The 18,042-nt window shown below is 71.8% G+C and carries 13 protein-coding genes; 11 read left to right on the forward strand and 2 right to left on the reverse strand.

The genetic code is table 11. From position 1 onward, the window contains the following. Positions 1 to 49: 49 nt before the first annotated feature. Complete coding sequence (locus tag AC0B61_RS33430) at positions 50 to 1,408, reverse strand: hypothetical protein (RefSeq protein ID WP_471745673.1); 1,359 nt, start codon at positions 1,406 to 1,408, stop codon at positions 50 to 52. Continuing rightward, a complete protein-coding gene (locus AC0B61_RS33435) occupies positions 1,405 to 1,899 on the reverse strand; it encodes a tetratricopeptide repeat protein (protein ID WP_471745675.1) in 495 nt (164 codons plus the stop codon). The genes AC0B61_RS33430 and AC0B61_RS33435 overlap by 4 nt, the downstream gene beginning before the upstream one ends. A gap of 402 nt (positions 1,900 to 2,301) precedes the next feature. On the opposite strand from AC0B61_RS33435, the gene AC0B61_RS33440 reads away from it, so the two are divergent. The 11 genes from AC0B61_RS33440 (at position 2,302) to AC0B61_RS33490 (ending at position 18,021) form a co-directional block, all read left to right on the forward strand. Then, positions 2,302 to 2,793 (forward strand): hypothetical protein, encoded by a 492-nt coding sequence (locus AC0B61_RS33440; protein ID WP_471745677.1) that lies wholly within the window; start codon positions 2,302 to 2,304, stop codon positions 2,791 to 2,793. A gap of 1,070 nt (positions 2,794 to 3,863) precedes the next feature. Further along, positions 3,864 to 4,997 carry a conjugal transfer protein gene (locus AC0B61_RS33445; protein WP_471745679.1) on the forward strand — a complete coding sequence of 378 codons (1,134 nt, stop codon included), beginning with the start codon at positions 3,864 to 3,866 and terminating at the stop codon, positions 4,995 to 4,997. Beyond that, positions 4,997 to 5,356: a hypothetical protein gene (locus tag AC0B61_RS33450; protein ID WP_471745681.1), complete on the forward strand. Its 360-nt coding sequence runs from the start codon at positions 4,997 to 4,999 to the stop codon at positions 5,354 to 5,356. Before AC0B61_RS33445 ends, AC0B61_RS33450 begins: the two co-directional genes overlap by 1 nt. 59 nt (positions 5,357 to 5,415) lie before the next feature. Next, complete coding sequence (locus AC0B61_RS33455; protein ID WP_471745683.1) at positions 5,416 to 6,030, forward strand: hypothetical protein; 615 nt, start codon at positions 5,416 to 5,418, stop codon at positions 6,028 to 6,030. Further along, the gene (locus AC0B61_RS33460; protein WP_471745685.1) at positions 6,027 to 8,687 is read left to right on the forward strand and encodes an ATP-binding protein; all 2,661 of its coding nucleotides are present in this window, start codon (positions 6,027 to 6,029) and stop codon (positions 8,685 to 8,687) included. The genes AC0B61_RS33455 and AC0B61_RS33460 overlap by 4 nt, the downstream gene beginning before the upstream one ends. Beyond that, the gene (locus AC0B61_RS33465) at positions 8,684 to 11,365 is read left to right on the forward strand and encodes a hypothetical protein (protein ID WP_471745687.1); all 2,682 of its coding nucleotides are present in this window, start codon (positions 8,684 to 8,686) and stop codon (positions 11,363 to 11,365) included. Before AC0B61_RS33460 ends, AC0B61_RS33465 begins: the two co-directional genes overlap by 4 nt. Continuing rightward, positions 11,362 to 12,486: a C40 family peptidase gene (locus AC0B61_RS33470; RefSeq protein ID WP_471745689.1), complete on the forward strand. Its 1,125-nt coding sequence runs from the start codon at positions 11,362 to 11,364 to the stop codon at positions 12,484 to 12,486. The genes AC0B61_RS33465 and AC0B61_RS33470 overlap by 4 nt, the downstream gene beginning before the upstream one ends. 22 nt (positions 12,487 to 12,508) lie before the next feature. Next, a complete protein-coding gene (locus AC0B61_RS33475; RefSeq protein WP_471745691.1) occupies positions 12,509 to 13,156 on the forward strand; it encodes a hypothetical protein in 648 nt (215 codons plus the stop codon). Continuing rightward, positions 13,153 to 16,050: a type IV secretory system conjugative DNA transfer family protein gene (locus tag AC0B61_RS33480; RefSeq protein WP_471745693.1), complete on the forward strand. Its 2,898-nt coding sequence runs from the start codon at positions 13,153 to 13,155 to the stop codon at positions 16,048 to 16,050. Before AC0B61_RS33475 ends, AC0B61_RS33480 begins: the two co-directional genes overlap by 4 nt. A gap of 86 nt (positions 16,051 to 16,136) precedes the next feature. Continuing rightward, entirely contained in the window at positions 16,137 to 16,337 is a 201-nt protein-coding gene (locus AC0B61_RS33485) for a hypothetical protein (RefSeq protein ID WP_471745695.1), read from the forward strand. Positions 16,338 to 17,268: 931 nt separating this feature from the next. Beyond that, positions 17,269 to 18,021: a hypothetical protein gene (locus AC0B61_RS33490; RefSeq protein ID WP_471745696.1), complete on the forward strand. Its 753-nt coding sequence runs from the start codon at positions 17,269 to 17,271 to the stop codon at positions 18,019 to 18,021. Positions 18,022 to 18,042 lie beyond the last annotated feature (21 nt).

Genomic DNA, 18,042 nt, shown 5'->3' on the forward strand with positions numbered 1-18,042 from the left:
GTGCTCGGTGGGGCGGGGTCGGCGGGCGGTGTGGACAACGAGGCCGGGGTCAGGCGGGACTGCCGGTGCGCCCGGACGGGCGAACGGCGTTCTGCGCCGTGTCCAGGCAGTCGGTGCAGAGGGGGAGCTCGGGCGGTGTTCCTCGTCCGGGTCGCCTGCACGAGGTGATCGCGCAGCGCCAGGTGACTGCCTGGTCGGGGATGACGGGATCGGCGGCCGGGGCTTCGGTCCGGGCGGGCCTGGTGAGCGGGGCCTCGTCCAGGTCGGCGGTGTCGGCGGAGAGCGTGGCGGCGGCCCGGGCCGCGAGCCGCTCGGCTTCGCGGAAGCCGCAGGCCGTGCACTCCTGACCGGTCGTGAGGAGCAGCCCGCGTTCGCAGTCGGGCAGGTCGCAGTCGTGGCCCATCTCCAGGACGGTCGCCAGGTAGCCGACCGGGCGCTTGATCGCGTCCGGGTGTCCTTCGGCGAGCTGGATCCGCTCCGGCGCTTGGGCGCGGTACCAGCCGGCGTTGACGCGGGCCTGGACGTGATCGGCGGTGCGGCCGCAGCGCAGCAGGTCGCGGACGCGGTCGCGGATCATCTTCGGCGTCCGGCCGGGCGCCCACAGGTTCAGGGTGTCCAGGACGGTGTAGGCGTCGCTCTCCCCCGGAAGGAGCCTGGCGGTGGTGGTGCGGATCGTCTTCGGTCGCGGGCTGTTCTTGGTGCCGGTCGCGGCGAAGCCGCCGGGGGCGGGGTCCTCGTGCGCGCCTGCGCGCGCGAAACCACCCGTCACCTGGCCTTCGGCCGTCCGGAAGGCGTCTGGAGAAGGGTTCTCGACAGGGCTATAGATATTGGGCGTCACCGGTGCTGCCAGGGTCGCAGCACCGGTGCTGCCAGGGGTGGCGTCACCGGTGCTGCGACCCCCCTGGGCTCGGGCGGCCTTGAGCGCCTTGGTGCTGACGCCCTTCGGGACGCCGCCGCGGGGCATGATCCCGGCCTTGCGCTTGGCCTCGCGGCGCTGCTCCCGGCGGGCCTTAGCGACGTCGGCCGCTTTGACGCCGGGCGGCAGGGGGTCGGTCCAGGTGATGGTGCCTTGCCACATCACGCCGGCGTCGTGGAGGTGATAGATGTTCGCGTCGTGGTTGCCCGGGTTGAGCGGGTCCATGCGCTCCTCGACGGTGACCATGCCGGCCACGTCCATCTCGTCCAGGGTCCGGTCGAGGGTGGAGAGGCTGACGCCGAGCTGGCGCGCGAGCTCTCGCCTGTATGGGTGGCCGAGGGTGGTGTCGCGTCCCTGGGTGTCGGCGTAGCTGACGAGGATGCCGTAGAGGGTGCGCGCGTTGCTGGAGTAGCGCGGGTCGCACATCCAGAGGTTGGCGACCATGCCGAAGGGGAGGCCGCCGCCGCGGCGGACCTCGGGCTTGAGGCTCATCGGGCCGTCGCCGTGGCGAGGTGGCGCGGGCGGGGCCCGTGGCCGGCGGTGAAGGAGGCCAGTGCCCTCTGCGCGAGGCCCGGAATCGGGTCGGGCGTGGCGAGCATGGGGCTCACGGCGCGGTGGTGGGCGGCCTGCAGGAGGCAGGTCAGCGCGCGCTGGTGGTCTCCCGTGAGGGCGCAGACCTGGCCGAGGACCTCGAGCGCCTCCGCGGTGTAGGGGTGGTCGGATCCGAAGCGGCGTGCGGTGTCGTCGACGTGCAGGGCCGACAGGCGGGCGGCGTCGGCGAGGCGGCCGGTCCGGACGGCGGTGGCGATGTAAAGCCGGGCGACGGTCGTCGCGGTCGGGGGTGTGGGGGCGTGGCGGGGAGGACGCGGAGGCGTCGGCGCGGCCGTAGGTGTCGAGGTCTTCTTGTGCAGTCGGGTGCGCAGCCGGCGGAGGAGACCGGGGCGCCGCTGGTCTGCGTTGCCGTGGGGTGTGGTGCTGGTCATTGGGGCTCCCCGCTCGGGTGATCATCGGTCACCCGTAGAGAACCCCGCGGCTCTTACCGGTTTTCTGTCCACGGGAACCCCTCCGTGATCACAGGTTGATAACGGGCAGTGGTGAGTTCGCTGACGCTGGTGTGTTCGATTCGATGGCCCGTGCCGCTGGAGCCCGGGACGCGGAGGTGGCGGTTCTAACCGGCGTCGACGGCCGGCGGGCACGGTCCGGTGCCGCTCGGCGACGGCCGGCGGCGGATGGTGAGTTCCGATGCGGCGGTGTCCGGCGGCTGGTGAGTTCGCCGAGCCGGCCGTCACCGCGTGGTTGCGGCCTCCGTTGAATCGCCAGGCTCCGGCTTTGACACCCCATCGAGGGATGACGCCGAGTTCGCCTTGCCCGATACGGTGCCGGGCATGACGCAAGCAACGTGGGGTCTGTCGGTGGTGGATCTCGTCGACGGGGACCGGTGGGCGGTCGTGGTCGCGCAGGCCGCCGACGACGCCCAGTACGACGCGCTGGCCACCCGCCTCAAGCAGGCCGGGTTGAAGCGCACCGGGGACCGCGAGTGGAACCGCGGGCTGCTCCCGCTCGCCAGCTGCTCGGTCACGGTGGAGGACGGCTACCTCACCCAGCTCCATACCGGCCGCACGCGCATCCTTGCGTTCCCGCCGCCGGACGTCACGCCCAACTGGGAGCAGGCGGCCGACCGGGGCCGGGTGATGTTCGCGTTGGTGAAGCCCGACACCCTGCCCAGCATCGGCGCCCAGCCCCAGGACGAGGGGCTGCACTCCGAGCACCGCGACCTTGCCGCCGAGCAGATCGCGGCCGAGGCTGCCGCCGGCCGCCTGCTGGCCGGACTGGCGCGCGTGCTCGACCAGCCCGCTCCCCATCCCGGCCGCCGCTGACTCCCATCCGACCAGCGGCAGTCCAGCTTCGCGGCCACGAACGTGCCATTGGAGCCCGGGCTGCGGAGGTGGCGGTTATGGCCGGGGCGGCGGCCGACGAGCATGGTCCAGTGCCGCTCGGCTACGGCCGGCGGCGGGTGGTGAGTTCCAGTGCGGCGCTGCCCGGCAGCTGGTGAGTTCCGGTGTGGCGGTCGCGGGGAGTGATTTGCGGCCGTGCCCGGCTTCGACCCAAGGCAGGGCGCGGCGGCCGTCCGGGCGCGTGTGATGTCGGATCCGCGAGGCCGGTCGCAGCGCGCCGAGCGGTCGCAGTCCGGGTGTCGCAATCGGCCGGGTGTGCGACGTCCCGATGCGATCGGGGTTGCAGGTCCCTCGTCGCAGGAAGGGGCGGACATGGCTGATGCGACCGTTCAGGACGTCCGGCTGCGATCCCCATAGCAGTCACGGACTGTGATGATCGCGGGCTTCGTCACCGGCCCGGTGCACGCTGCCGCCTCCGGGTCGCACGTCCCGCAGGGCTGCGACAAGCCGCGCCCGGGAGGTTGCGGCCAGGCACATGTGAGGATCCCGGGCGAGCGTTGGCGCCGTACCGGCAGCGGTCAGCGCGAGCCGTTCGCGGGGCCGCCGCCTCCCTGCCGGGCCCTCTTCCGGGACGTGCGACCAGGAAGTGCGACTGGTCCGTGCGGTTGCTCAGCGTGGATGTCCGCCGACGGTCCAGCTGGTGAATTTCGCCTCGGCGCCCGGCGGGGGCTGGTGAGTTTGAGGCGCCCGCTGCGGGCCGCCTGGTGAGTTTGGCGGTGCCCGTGGTGAGTTCGGGGCCAGCTGGCTGGTGAGTTTGGCCGTCGGGCCTGGTGAGTTTGCTCCGCGCCGCCCCAGGGCGCTGGTGAGTTTGGTCCGGGCCGCTGGTGAGTTTGCTTCTCGAAACTCTCCACCGCAGGTCAGAGGGCCTTTCGAAACTCACCAGAGGGCGTTGTGGATCCGTTACGGAAGACGGCTTCCGTGGACAGAAAACCGGTAAGAGCCGCGGGGTTCTCTGTGATCGACAGCTTGAGTCGATCTTTGAGAGGGCCCCGATGTCCTTGTTCTCCTTCCGCCGGAACCCGCCTGACGACGAGGCGGATTCCGTGGTGGTCCCGGCCGGGGCGTTGCGCCGGCGTGGCCGGCTGACCCACGCGGCCCGCTACGCACTGTGGGCGTCCATCGCCTGCGGTCCCGTCGCACTGCTCGCGGTCGTGCCGGTGGCGAAGGCGCTCGCCAAGCCGGCGGTCCTGGCTGCGCCCCCGGCGCCGACCGTGATCCCGGCGCCGACGGGCTATGCCGAGCTGTTCGTGGATCTGTGGCTGCGAAGCAGCTCGCAGGCTGCGACCGGGGGCGATGTGCTGCACTCGATGGCCCCCGGGGTCGACCTTCCGCAGCCCGCCGACAAGAGCACTCTTTCGGTACAGAGAGTAGTCGCGGTGCGGTCGCAGCCGATGGGCGGTCGCACCTGGCTGGTGACCGTCGCGGCCACGATGAGTGCGCCTGCAACGGCCGGTGCAGCGAGCGGGTCGCAGTCGTCGCAGAGCCCGGTCGCCCCGTCGCAGTCGTCGCCGCCGACCCCGGCGGCGGTGTCTGGAGGTTCGCAGTCGAGCACCGCGCTGGTGGTGCGCTACTACGCGGTGCCGGTGTCGATGGTGCGCGGGCCGAGCAGCGGCGGGGCTCCTGACTCCCTGTCGGTGACCGCAGCGCCGGCTCAGGTGTCGGGTCCGCTGGCGCTGTCCGGCAGCGACGGGACGACCGGTCCGTACGGCACCCAGGTGCAGGCGGGTCCGCTTCAGCAGGCGGTGTCGGAGTACCTGACCGCCTATCTGACCGGGGTGGGCGAGTCCTCGCGCTACCTGTCGCCCGGGGTGAAGATCCCGCCGGCTGGTGCCGTCTACCAGAAGGTCGAGCTGGTCTCGCTGGCCGCCCGGACCCCGGTGCCCGCCGCGCCGGCCGACGGCGCCGTGCTCGACGTCCTCGCCCAGGTGCGCGCGACCGACGCCTCCGGGCAGTGGCCGCTGGCCTACCCGCTGCACCTGAGGGCGCGCGCCGGCCGCTGGGAGGTCGCCGCGCTCGCCCCGGCCACCCCTGCCCCCTCCCCTTCTTCTTCCCCCTCCCCTTCTTCTCCCTCTGCTCCGTCTTCCCCGGTCGCCCCGGCGCCGGCTTCCCCCTCCGAGGTGCGGTAATGGCTTCCACCCTGACGCTGGCCGACGCGGCCTCCGCCCACCCGGTCATGCTCGCCGGCGCGCTGAAGAACATCGGCGACACCTGGTCCGTGACTGCCCTGGACTGGGTCTCCAAGTTCCTCATGATCGCCCTGGTCCTGATCTGTTGCGTCCAGGTCATCAAGAAAATGTCGATCAAGGCCGGTATCGGCGCGGTCATCGGCTTGGTCCTGTGCTGGGCGATCTTCTCGGGCCGCACCTCGCTGAGCAGCATCGTCGAGGACGAGTTCAAGGACCCGGGCGCCCCGCCACCGGCCGCCACCACCAACCAGGGCATGGGTGTGCGTGACCTGCCGCCGGTCTTCGAGGCCCGCCTGTGAGCGGCGCCGCGCAGCCCAAGATCGGGCGCAGCTATACGCGAGCGAGAAGGCACCCGTGGGTGCTGGGCAAGCTCGGCGACTGGCGGCTGCCGATGGGGCCGTACACGCCCCCGCAGCTGATCATCGCCAGCGTCGGCGCGTTCGTCCTGATCAAGACCGCGACCTGGTGGGCACCGAGCCTGGGCCCGCTCCCGGTCGTCGTCTGGGCGGTGGCGATCTGGGCTGCGCGGCATTCGAGGGTCGGCGGGCGCTCCCTGGGCCCCGCCGTTCTGGACGCCGTGGCGCTGGCACTCGCCCCGCGCCACGGGCGGATCGGCGGCCGGGCGGTGCGCCCGGTGCCCGCCGAGTGGCTCAGCGGCGGCTTCGGCATCGAGGAGGCGCTCGAGGACGAGCCCCCCGTCGCGGTCGCGCCGGCCCCCGCTCCGGTCGCCGCGCCGCCGAGGTCCGCGGCCGCGAAGCCGAAGGAAGCCCGAGCGGCCCGGCCCGATGCGACGCGGCCCCGTCCGCCAGCACCGGATACGGCGCGAAGGCCGCAGCCGCGACGCGGCCGCAAGGCCGAGCTGGAGGAGACGCCGCCGATGAGGCCGGCACCGACCGCACTGGAACTCCTGCTCGCCCAGGCGGCGAGCCACAGCAGCACGACGCACGACACGACAGGGGGGAAGTCACGATGAGGGTTCCGATCCGGCACATCCACGGCCACCTGGTGTGGTCCACGGCCGGCACGGTCTGGGCGTTCTGGCGCCTTCAGCCGATCGGCTCGCGGTACGCGCCCGCGCTGGAGCGCGAGGAGATCCTCGCCCGCGTCACCTCCCTGGTCCGGTCCCTGGAGGGCACCGCCCGCCTGTACTCGCTGTGCGCGGCGGTGGACCCGGGGGAGGTGGCCCTGCGGATGACCGACGGCGTGGACACCCACCGCTTCCCGGCCGCCGCCGAGACCGCGCACGCCACGCTGGAGATGCTCGACGACGCGGAGATGCACCGGCGCACCCTGTGGCTGGCCCTGCCGCTTCGTGTCGGCGATCGCGGCGCGCAGCTGGCGGCGATGGCGAACTCCGCGTGGGCGCAGCTCGGGGAGTCCGTGGGCGAGCCGGCTCCGCCGGTGTCGCTGGAGGAAGTGCGCGCCTACCGGGCCGCGGCCGCACAAGTGGAGGCGAGCTTCGGCGGCGGGCTGACGATGCGTCGGGCCCGGCCGGCGGAGATCGTGTGGATCCACGAGCACGCGGTACGGCGCGGGATGGGCGAGCCGCTGCTGATGGAGGCGGAGACCTCGGGGCTGCGCGGCGGCCGGATGCTCAACAACGTGCTGTGCTCTCCGTCGTACGCGGACTTGGGCCAGGTCCGGCTGCAGGAGGGCGGGCAGAGCACCAGCCCTGCGGTTGTGCGCGGTGTGCGCTCGCTGGTTCAGAAGGTGGTTGGGGCGGCGTTCAACCGGCTGTGGCTGGAGGTCGAGACCGAGGAGGGCTTCGGGTACCAGGCGCACCTGGCGCTGACCGAGATTCCCAAGCGGGTCGCCGCGAAGTCGGCGGATGTTCTGGCCCAGCTGGAGCAGCTCGACTACCCGGTCGATGCGGTGATCGACCTCAACATCATCGACGGAGCCAAGGCCCGGCAGCAGATCGCCAAAAAGAAGCGGGAACTGATCGACCAGGCGGAGCAGTGGTCCGCGCACCCGGACGGCACGCCGAATTCCTTGTTCGGGTCGGCGGACGAGCTCGGCGAGGAGGAGGCGCTGCTCGCGGCGACGAGTGTCGAGCGCGAGGTGCAGTCGGTGACCGTGCTGAGCGTGTGGGGCGCGGACCCTCGCGAGTGCGACCGGCGGGCCCGGGACATCAAGGCGCAGCTGGCCGGCGTGAACTACAGGGTTGTGCGGCCGCGCGGCAGCCAGGCCCGGCTGTTCGAGTTCGGGCTTCCCGGTTCGGGGCCGGCGACTCGGGTGCGGGAGTACACCCAGTTCCAGTTGACCGAGGACTGGGCGATGGGCGGGGCGCTGACCGGTGGTGACATCGGCGACGCGACGGGGCCCATGGTGGGCATCAGCCGCGACACCGGGACGTTCCGAGCAGTGCTGATCGACCTCGCGAACGCAGTGAAGCGCAACGTGTCCGCGTCGCTGGGGGTGATCGGGGACCTGGGCAGCGGCAAGAGCGTGTTGCTCAAGCTGCTGACGATCGGTCTGGTCGACCGGGGTCACCGGGCGATCGTGGTGGACCGCACCCCGCTGCGGGAGTGGGCGCGCTTCGCCCGGGACGCGGCGCCGGGGCGCTGCCAGGTCATCGACGCCGCCGAGGCGAAGCTGAGCCTGGACCCGTTCAGGGTGCTGCCCGCTGGGATGGGCGAGCACGCCGCGTTCTCCTACCTGACCCTGCAGCTGAACGTCGCCCCGATGACGGTGGCGGGCTCGGTGCTCAACCGGGCGGTCAAGGCCGCCGCCCGGGCCGAGCGCCCGGCCATGGCCCGGGTCATGGAGGAGCTGGAGATCCTGGCCGCCGAGCCCGGCCCGCGCGGCCAGGAGGCGACCGGCGTCCTGGACATGCTGCGGATCGTCTCCGAGGCCGAGCTGGCGCGGCTGGTCTTCGACGAGTCACTGCCCGCCCTGTCCCTTTCCGGGGACCTGGACGCGGACCTGGTCGTCATCACCACGGCCGGCCTGACGCTGCCTCCGAAGGAGGCGCTGGGCAACCCCGACATCCTGCGCGCCCAGCCGCTGGAGGCGCAGATCGGCCGCGCGGTCTTGTACCTGATCGCGGCCGTCGCCCGCCAGGTGGCGTTCACCGACCAGAAGCGGTTCGCGGCGTTGGTCATGGACGAGTGCTACTGGCTCACCTCCTCGCACGAGGGCCACGCCCTGGTATCGGAGGTCGTCCACGACGGCCGCAAGCACCGCGCGGGCGTGCTGCTCGGCGGCCACGACGCAGACGACCTCGGCGATGAGACGGTCCGCGGCCTGCTGGCCTACCGCTTCCTGGCGCGGACCTCCGATCCGGTGCTGGCCAAGAAGGGCCTGGCGTTCCTCGGGCAGTCCACCGACGACGAGCAGGCGGTGCGGATCGTCACCTCGGGCCTGTCGCCGGTGGGCGTCGTCGGCCGCGAGGGCGAGATGCTCCTGCGCGACTCGGCCCGGCAGATCGGCCGCATCCAGGTCGTCATCCCGCCGGTGGCCCGGATCCAGGCCGGCATCGGCACGACCCCGACCGACGAGCCCAGCCGGCGCCCCGCGGCCCGCCGCGCCCCGGCCGGCCCCGGCCGGCGCACCGCCGCCGGCGGGCGAAGCCTCAGCGGCAAGCGCACCAGCCCGACCAAGACCAAGAAGGAAGAGGTGGCGAAGTGAGCGCGTCGGTGCGCCGCATACGGCGACGGGCGGCCCGTGTGCTCGCCGCGGTGCGGGCGTGGGCGAGCGACTACTGGCCCGGGCGGCGGACCGTCAAGTGGACGCTCGGCATGGTGGTGCTGTTCCTGATGGCCGGCGCCAGCCTGGCGCAGGCGGACGACGGGTCCGAGCGCGGCGGCATCCTCGCCCCGCTGAACGTCCTGTCCAGCGAGGGCGTTCCGCTGGACAACTATGACCTCAAGAGCGAGAGCGGCGGCACCACCGACATCCGCTCCCACATCTGCAACCTCGGCATCGGGAGCGCCTTCGCTCTCAACCGCCTGGTCGTCGGCCTGATGTGCATGGCGCTCAAGTGGATCTACGAGTTCCCGATCGTCCATGCCCTCATCACGACCGCCGACCGCGTGGGCTGGTACTTCAGCCTCTGGGCCGACTTCGACCTGAAGCTGAGCATGCTCTTCGTCACCGGCGCCTTCGCGCTGGGCGTGTTGTGGATCATGCGCGGGAAGGTCGCCAAGGGCGCCGGCGAGATCCTGCTCACCGTGCTGATCGGCGGACTGATGTTCCTGCCGACCCTGTCGACCCGCGCGATCCTCGGCGACGACGGCCCGCTCGCCCAGGTGTCGGCCGCCGCCACGGAGGCCGGCCAGATGACCTCCGCCGTCGGCGGGAACAACGAGGGCTGCACGAGCGCCGACGACCAGAAGGACCCGAGCTGCCCGATGCGGGTCATGCTCACCAAGACCCTCGTCGTCCAGCCGTACCAGCTGCTCCAGTACGGCGTCATCCCCAACCCGCACAGCGAAAACGCCAACCTTCAGGCGCTCGCCGACGTCCACAACAGGTGGATCCACGGTCAGATCAAGGAGCAGAAGGACTGCGGCGGGATCAGCTGGCTTCCCGGCGGCGACGGCGACCTGTGCAAGCAGAGCGCGTGGGACAAGCTCAAGGAGGAGTTGAAGAAGCACGGCGACGAAGGCCATGCCGCGTACGACTTCGCGGTCAACTCCAACTGGGACCGCACCTTCGGCGCCATGCTGGTTCTCCTGACGTCGCTTCTGATCGCCGCCGTCATCCTGTCGATGTGCTTCGTGCACCTCGGCACCCAGTTCGCCGACGTCGGCGCGGCCACCATGACACCGGTCGCCCTGATCTGGGCGCAGCTGCCAGGGCCGAACCGCGCCGCGCTGTGGAAGGTGCTGGGCACGTTCATGGCGTCGGCCGCGGTGTCCTTCGCCATCTCCGTCATGCTCCCGGCGTTCGGCATCGCGGTGAACGCGGTCATGACGGACCAGAAGGACACCGTCATGCTCCAGCGGATGCTGCTGATGGTCGCGCTGGCGACCATTCTGCTCGTCTTCCACCGGCGTCTGCTCGCCGGCGCGAGCAAGATCGGTGACCGGTTCGCCGAGCGCATGAAGTACGCCCGGATCGGCGGGTCCGCCGGATTGGGCGAGGACAGCTCCCGGCTCGGGCTGGCCATGTCCCAGGCCATGGCCGGCATGGGATTCAGCCCCGGCGGTGGCGGCGGCGGAGGCGGCGCCATGGGCGGAGGTATCGGCGGACTCGGAGCGCTCGGCGCGCAGTCGCCGGTGCACGCCGCGATGCTGCGCCGAGCCCGCATCAACTCCGGCCTGGCGTCCATGGCCTCCTCGGACCTCGGTCCGATGAACGCAGCCGGCATGGTCGCCGGGGCCTTCGGCGAGGTCCGCCGCGGCATGCACCAGCTCGCGACTCCGCTGCGCATGGCGCACCACGCGGTCGTCGGCAATCCTCTGCCCGAGCACAAGCTGGCCAAGCGCCGCAAGCCGGTCAACGACGGATCGGGCCGCATGGTGATCGACGGGCACACCGGCGAGATCCTGCACGACCCGATGAAGCCGACGCCGTGGGGCCACCGGCTGCACAACAGCCTGCTGGAGACCCGCGCGGGCCGGCTCGCGATCCGCGCCGGACAGGTCGGCCGCCTCGGCTACGACATCTCGCCGCTGGGCTGGGGTGCCACGGTGGCCCGGATGCGCCGCGGTGCGGGCACGGCCGCCGAAGCCGTCCACCAGCAGTACGACCACTACAGCGGTGAGTTCGCGCAGCACATGGCGGACCAGCGCGCCGGCTGGGAGGCCATGGACCGGCCCCTGAAGGCGGTATCGGACGGGGCGGGGTGGGCGATGGAGCACGGCAAGACCGCGGCGACCAACGCGGCCTCCGCCGCGACGATCTACGCGACCACCCGGGTTCCCGCCGACCCGAGCGGTGTGCTGGGTACCACGGTTGCGGGAGCCCCGAGGGCGAGCGGGGCCCGGGCGAGCGAGGACCTGTTCGCCGATCCGGGCGATGCGGGTGACTGGGGGATGCCCGCCAGCACGATGGGCCGCGAGGCCGGCGCCATGGGCGACATCTCGGCCGCGCTCGGCCCGGGGGCGTTCCCCGACGCACCGGTGGCCGACACCGAGCTGGCCTCCCCCGAGGTGCCCGGTGACGTGCCCGCCGGCCCGGCCGACCCTGGCCCGACGGCGAACAGCTGGCGCGACGCGGTGCCCTTCGCGGGGGAGCATGACCTCGCTGCCCAGGCGCTGCGCGCGCGAATGGAGCAGGCCCGGCACCTCGAGCCGATGCTGTGGGACGGCATGGTGGAGCCCGGTGACGGCGACGGCTTCGGTCCGGGGGATCTGCTGTGATCCCCAAGCGGCTGCGGAGGCTGGGATGCAGCGGGCTGTCGCTGCTCCTGCTGTTCGCCGTCTCGGTGATCGGCGTGGTGACGATCTTCGAAGACCAGTCGTCGGCGCCGGCGCCCACGCCGGTGGGCGACGCGGCGGGCATCCCCCAGCGGATGATGGACGCCTACAAGCGGGCAGTCACCGCGATGTCGACCCTCTCCCCCAACTGCCGGGGCCTGGACTGGGCGCTGCTGGCCGCGATCGCGCAGGTCGAGTCCACCCAGGCTCAGGGGCACCAGATCGCGGCGGACGGGCTGATCACGCCTCCGATCATCGGGCCCGTCCTCAACGGCAGTGGAGCGGGCGGCAACACGACGCCGGTGCTCGACACGGACGGCGGGAAGTGGGACGGCAACAGCGTCTATGACGCGGCCGTCGGACCCATGCAATTCCTCCCCTCGACGTTCACGGGCATGTCGGCGAAGATCCGGCCCGAGGGCGGGGCGAACCCGAACAACATCGACGACGCCGCGATGGCCGCCGCGCTCTACCAGTGCGGCAACGGGCGGGACCTGAACGACCAGAGCCAGCTGTTCGCCGCGATCTACCAGTACAACGCGAGCACCGCGTACGTGAACGAGGTCCTGGACTGGCGCCGCCAGTTCGCCGCCCTCGGCAGCTCGGGCTCGAACGTGCCTGCGTCGCAGAAGGCCCAGAAGGTGATCGACGCCGCGAAGAGCCAGTTCGGTGTCCCCTACAGCTGGGGCGGCGGTGACGCGAACGGCAAGTCGACCGGAGTGTGCTGCTCCAAGGGCGGCCAGGACGGGCGCACGGTCGTCGGCTTCGACTGCTCGGGGCTGATGGTCTATGCCTTCGCGCAGGTCGGGATCAACCTCCCGCGGCTGGCGTCCGACCAGGCCGGGGCAGGCACGCGCATCCCCGCCTCCGCCGGACTCGCCGCCCTCCAACCCGGCGACATGGTCTTCTTCGGGCCTTCGCCGACCAACGACCCCGCGATCTACCACGTCGGCCTCTACATCGGCGGAGGCCAGATGATCGCCGCGCCCAAGCCCGGCTCCGTCGTCCGGCAAGAGGCCGTCTGGAACTACGACTACGCGGGCGGCGCCCGCGTCCTCTCCTGAAGGAAACATAATTACCATGTCCATGCCAGATCGCCGCGTAATGCTGCCCGCCCTCGGCTGCGCCCTCCTCGTCGTCATCGCCCTGGCCCTGCTCGGCCCTCGCCCCGACCACCGGCCGCGCACCGCCGGTGCCCAGCCGACCGCGACCATGGACGCGACGCCGCCGTCCGCAGAGCCTCCACCGTCCCTGACGGCACCGAGCACGACGCCCCCCGACAGCACGACGTCCACCTCCGCCTCCCCGTCGGCCTCCGCCCCGGCGCCCACCGCCCCGCCGACAGCAAGTCAGGTCATGCCGTCCGGAGCGTTCGCCGCAGGTGACGGACCGGCCGCCGACCCGGCGATCGAGGCGCAGTTCCAGGCCGATCACCCCAGCGACCTGTCCCCCCAGGACGCCGCCCAGGTCCGCGCGCTCACCGTCCAGGTGTGGATGGCGGAGACCACCGGACAGGGCCGCGACCACTGGCCGGCCTACTTCCCCCCGACCCAGGTCCCCCTGCGGGCCTACACACAGGTCCGCGTCCAGGCCGTCTCCGCCCACACCTCCGGAGAGCGCCTGATCGTGCAGCTGCTGTGGGCGGGCGCCGACCCGTCCGGCACCTACCAGGACCGCCGGCCCGCCATCTTGTCCCTCGCCCGCACCGCCACCGGCTGGGAGCCCGTGCGATGACCAGCCCCACTCCCCCTCCCACCCACGCCCCGGCCACTCCCGGCGGGGCCCACGACGACGGCGCCCTCCCCGCCGTGGTCCACGCCGTGCACGAGGCCGTTCTCTGGCTGGGCGACGCCGCCGACTGGACCGGCCCGCACCTGCCGCTGCTGCTGGCCGTCGCCGCGCCGTTCGCGATCGCCGCCGGGATCCTGCACCGGCGGCTGACCAGGAAGGCGCTGGCCAGCCGAACCCGCTACACCCTGACCCCCTCCCCCGACTTCGAGCCCGGCGAGGAACACCTGTGGCGCTATGCCGCCGTGATCCTGCGCGCCGCCAACGCCGGTCCGTGGTGGGCGCCCAGGGCCGGCCGCTCGGCCCGCATCCGCTTCCGCGCGGACGGCTCGGTGCCGCTCGAGATGTCGGTGGAGGCCTCCTCGGCGGCCAAGCACCTGCTGCGCACCTCCCAGTACCCAGGCGTGACCATCACCAAGGCCGAACCGGTCAAGGACAAGGAGCGCACCCACGTCGTGCGCGCCGAGTTCGTCCTGGCCGGGTCGGACACCAAGCAGCTGCGGAACGTGCCGATGATCCCCGACCCGCTGCAGGGGATCGTCGACGCGGTCGCCGACATCAGCACCGCGGCCGGCGACCTGGCCGAGCTGTGCCTGGACGTCCAGCGTCTGCCGCGCTGGCAGCTGCTGATGAAGCGGTGGCAGGTGACGCAGGAGGCCCGCGAGCAGCAGCGGGCGCGGGCGAAGAAGGAGGCCCGGCAGGCCGCGGCGGACGCCGCCGAGCTGGAGGACTCCTGGCAGCACCAGCTGGCGCTCCTCCTGGAGCCCGGCGCCGCGCCGCGCCGCCTTCCCGCGCTGCCGCCCCGCACGAAGCCGCTGGAGACCGAGAAGGTCCTCGGCCGGCTCGCCTCCCGCGACCGCGCGCTGCTGCGCGTGCAGCTCATGGTGCGCTGCGCCTCCGACGAGGAGGGCCGCGCCGAGCAGCGGATGGCGCGCCTGGCGGCGGCCCTGGACGTCTTCGGCGGCGGGAACACCTGGGTCGAGGACGCCCGCTCGTTCATGAAGTGGCGCTGGACGGCCGGCAGCTGGCACCGGCGCCGCGGCTTCGACGAGCGGTGGGCCAACGCCCGGGTCGCACCGCGCAAGCAGTCGATCGTCCACGTCGGGGAGCTGCACGGCCTACTCAAGCCGGTGACGATGCACTGCACCCTGCCGGTGATCGCCTCGGAGCTGGAGACCTACGAGCCCGGCAAGGACCTGGTCCCGCAGGGCATCCACCGCATGCCCGACGGCACCCGCCGCAACGTGGGCGTGCCGGTGAAGGACTACTTCTTCTCGCTGCGCGTCGGCAAGTCCCGGTACGGCAAGACCGAGATGGCCGAGGTGCAGGCCTTGGCGTTGGCCATGGCCGGCTACGGGGTCGGCTTCATCGACCCCCACGGCGACTCCTGGGGGCACGTGGCCCCCTACCTCGCGCACGAGTCGCTGCGCGACCGGGTCTGGCGCGTCGACCTGACGGGACGCTCCGCCCTGGTGCCGACGTGGAACCCGCTGGGGATGGAACGCGGGCAGCAACCCCACGAGGTCGTCACCGCCGTCGTCGACGGCCTGGCGGTGGCGATGAACTGGGACAACGCGAACGCGCCGCGCGGCCTCACGATCCTGATGAAGGCGGCGGAAGCGCTGGTGGCCTACAACCGCTACGCGGTACGCCAGCATGCGCCCGAGGCGCAGGCGACGGTGTTCCAGATCCCTGCACTGCTGGAGAACGAGGCCTTCCGCACTCGGGTGCTGGCGTGCCTGCCGGGCGGTCAGCGTCAGTGGTGGCTCACGACGTTCAAGACCATCGACCCCTCGGCCTTCGCGGTCATCATCAACCCCCTCACCCGCCTGGCCTCCGATCCGGTGGCGCTGGCCTTCCTCGGGTCGCCGACCAGCGGGTACGACGCCCGCGCCGCGATGGACGAGTCGAAACTACTGTGGATCTGCCCGGCCGGCGCCGGGCCGACCGCGGCGCTGCTCACCTCGCTGCTCGTCAACGACCTGTTCCGCGCGGCCCGCTCCCGCGAGGACCTTCCGCTGCACGAGCGCGCACTGTTCCACCTGTTCGTCGACGAGCTGATCTCGTTCGACAAGGCCACCGGCGGCATCCTGGCGGCCTTCACCGAGCAGCTCGGGAAGTTCGGACTGCGCGCGCACATGATGACGCAGCTGCTGGAGCGGGTCAGCCAGAACACGCGGCAGTCGATCCTCCAGAACGCCTCGGCGCTGAGCAGCACCGCAGGATCGACGAGCGCGGTGCGGCTGGTGGCCGCGGAGTGGCACGACAAGGTGGACCCGTCGAGGATCGCCACCCTTCCGAAGTACTCGTACTACGCGAGCATGACCGTGGATGGGCGCACCGTCGGCCCGATCCTCTTGCAGGGCATGCAGGTCGATGTCCTGTTCAAGGACCTCCGCACGCCCGAGGAGGTCGACATGCTGTACGCGGCCGCCGGCCGTGCGGTGGGCAGTGGGCACCGGGACCGTCTCGGGCGCGAGGCCGGCTACCGGCAGGGGATCGTCGCCTACTTCGCCCGGAACGGCAAGATGCCGACCGGCGAGGAGCTGAAGCGGATCATCGCGGCCGCGGAGGCGATGGCGGCGCCGGTGGCGGGTTCGGCCAAGCAGTCCGTGAAGCCGGCACCGGCCACAGCGGGCGCAACCAACACCAGGCCGGTGGAGTTGACCAAGCAGCCGGCTGCAGTGCCGAACGCCGCCCCTGACAGTGCCGCACCGGATCCTGGGGAGTGGGGCGAGGCCCCGCCCGAGGACGACCACCCGTTCGAGGAGCCGGCCCAGGACGGCGACGGACAGCAGTCCGAGGGCGAAGGCGGAGTGGTGACACCGGTCGCGCCCTAGCCGGCCGGGGTGGCCGGGCGCAGGCCCGGCGACCCTCCACGAACCCGGCGCCGACCGGCGCCGGACCAGGACGAGGAGGAACAGGAATGCTGGCACTGAACCAGGCCGGGCGCAGCATGGAGGTCGTGGCGGGCATCTGGTGGTCGCCATCGGAACGCTCCGCCCGCTGCACGCTGTGCGGACACGCGGCCGGGGATCTGGCGAACGAGCCGTCGGCTGTTGGGTGGGGCGACGGCCATCAGGACATCTGCATTCCGGTGGCCCGGCGGCAGCGGGCCGACGCGTAGCCGGATTGGCCTTCCGCCACCGGGTCGCCTCGCAGCTCAGAGGCAGGCTCCGCCGACCAGCCATAGGTGCGATACCGGCATCCGACGTCGCCGGTACGCAGAACAAGCCGGGCAACCATCGCCGAGTGGCTTGAGTACGGGTACTCAAGCGGCCACGACCGAGGCGGCCCGATCATGGAGGCATGCATCTGCCTCCTCGTTCCACACCTTCAGGCCGTCCGGCAACGGGCCGCACGATAGTTGGGCCCGCCAGATCGGTGCCCGGCAGGTGGCCGAAACGGGCGGAGCCCGTAGTGGGCCGGTAATCGGGCCACACCCCGAGCAAGCGTCGTCTGGAATGTCGTGCCGCCCGCCCGCCGATGGGCCCGTCGGTCGCCCCAATCAGATCGCCTTCGCAGCGCCGAGTTTCCGATTTGATGAACAGTCAGATATGTGCCGCCACGCCGCAGTAGCGATCTGTCGACAACGCGACCACCCGCCCTGGATATAGCCGGACGTCCCGCCTGTCGGAAAGTCAGCGGACCCTTAGGGCAAGCACGTCTCGAACTACTGTCCGCTTTATACCGATTCTTGCAATTTGCCAGCGACTATGCCACCGACATGGTCAGCCGCGACCAAAAGTAGCTGTGCACCTGGCAGAATCTTTCGTATTGTGACCAAGTGGTAGCTGTGAGGCGGGAGTGGCGGCGCCACTCTGGTCGCATCTACGCACAAACCGGACATGGCATTGATCGAGGGGGCCGTCATGCTGGGTAACCCTGTCTGATCACTCCGTGTTAGGCACACAGAGCAATAAGCCGCCCCGCCAATACACGGAGCGACCACGGATAACCCCAGCGGAGACCAACCGATTCAGCCCTGCTTTCCAGGCGAACGGGTTGTGGACGCCGGGGTAAATGAGGCCAACAGATCAGCGGTTTGAGGATGAAGCATGAGTAGCACGGGGATTTTCACCCGCAAGCCGAAGCCGGCGGCGGGCGGCGGCACAATCAAGCCGGCGCCCGCCGCCAGCCCCAGGATCCCGACGCAGCCCCGCGAGCGGCGCCCGGGCCTCGCCGCGTTCGCCGCACTGGTCCTGCTCGCCAGCGCCCTGGGCACGGCCGTCCTGGTGCGCCAGGCCGGCGAGCGCGTCGCGGCGGTCGAGATCACCCAGCAGATCGCCCCCGGCCAGAAAATCAGCCCCAGCGCACTTACCCAGGTCCAGGTGGCCAAGGACAGCGGCGTCAAGTTCGTCCCGTGGGAACAGCGGGACCTGCTGATCAGCAAGTACACCGCAGCCGTAGAGATCCCGCCCGGCACCCTGCTGACCGGGCGGATGCTCACCGACGCCGCCGGGCTGGCCGCGGACCAGGCCGTGGTCGGCCTCGCGTTGAAGAGCGGCCAGTTCCCGCCCGGGCTCAAGGCCGGCGACCGGGTGCGGGTGATGTGGGTTGGTCGTGACGCCGCCGCCAAGGGCACGCCGGCCGGTACCGCCACCGGCGCACCGAACGCGCAGGGCAACAGCGGCGCGGTCGAGCTTGCGGGTTCGGCCATCGTGCGCGAGGTCTTCAAGCCCGGCAACGGCGAAGCGAGTTCGGCGCTCTCCCTGTCCGTGGTGGTCCCGGCCACGGCCTCCGGCGGGGTGACGCAGGCCGCGTCCTCCGGCGACGTGGCCCTCGTCCTGCTGCCCGGCACCGCTCAGTAGCGGTCCTACGGAGATCTCGAC

This window comes from Kitasatospora sp. NPDC023385 (assembly GCF_055664045.1).

Excerpts from the sequence above, each read along its gene's own strand:
- AC0B61_RS33430 (WP_471745673.1), bottom strand. The coding sequence starts at position 1,408 with ATGAGCCTCAAGCCCGAGGTCCGCCGCGGCGGCGGCCTCCCCTTCGGC.
- AC0B61_RS33435 (WP_471745675.1), bottom strand. The coding sequence starts at position 1,899 with ATGACCAGCACCACACCCCACGGCAACGCAGACCAGCGGCGCCCCGGT.
- AC0B61_RS33440 (WP_471745677.1), top strand. The coding sequence starts at position 2,302 with ATGACGCAAGCAACGTGGGGTCTGTCGGTGGTGGATCTCGTCGACGGG.
- AC0B61_RS33445 (WP_471745679.1), top strand. The coding sequence starts at position 3,864 with ATGTCCTTGTTCTCCTTCCGCCGGAACCCGCCTGACGACGAGGCGGAT.
- AC0B61_RS33450 (WP_471745681.1), top strand. The coding sequence starts at position 4,997 with ATGGCTTCCACCCTGACGCTGGCCGACGCGGCCTCCGCCCACCCGGTC.
- AC0B61_RS33460 (WP_471745685.1), top strand. The coding sequence starts at position 6,027 with ATGAGGGTTCCGATCCGGCACATCCACGGCCACCTGGTGTGGTCCACG.
- AC0B61_RS33475 (WP_471745691.1), top strand. The coding sequence starts at position 12,509 with ATGCCAGATCGCCGCGTAATGCTGCCCGCCCTCGGCTGCGCCCTCCTC.
- AC0B61_RS33480 (WP_471745693.1), top strand. The coding sequence starts at position 13,153 with ATGACCAGCCCCACTCCCCCTCCCACCCACGCCCCGGCCACTCCCGGC.
- AC0B61_RS33485 (WP_471745695.1), top strand. The coding sequence starts at position 16,137 with ATGCTGGCACTGAACCAGGCCGGGCGCAGCATGGAGGTCGTGGCGGGC.
- AC0B61_RS33490 (WP_471745696.1), top strand. The coding sequence starts at position 17,269 with ATGAGTAGCACGGGGATTTTCACCCGCAAGCCGAAGCCGGCGGCGGGC.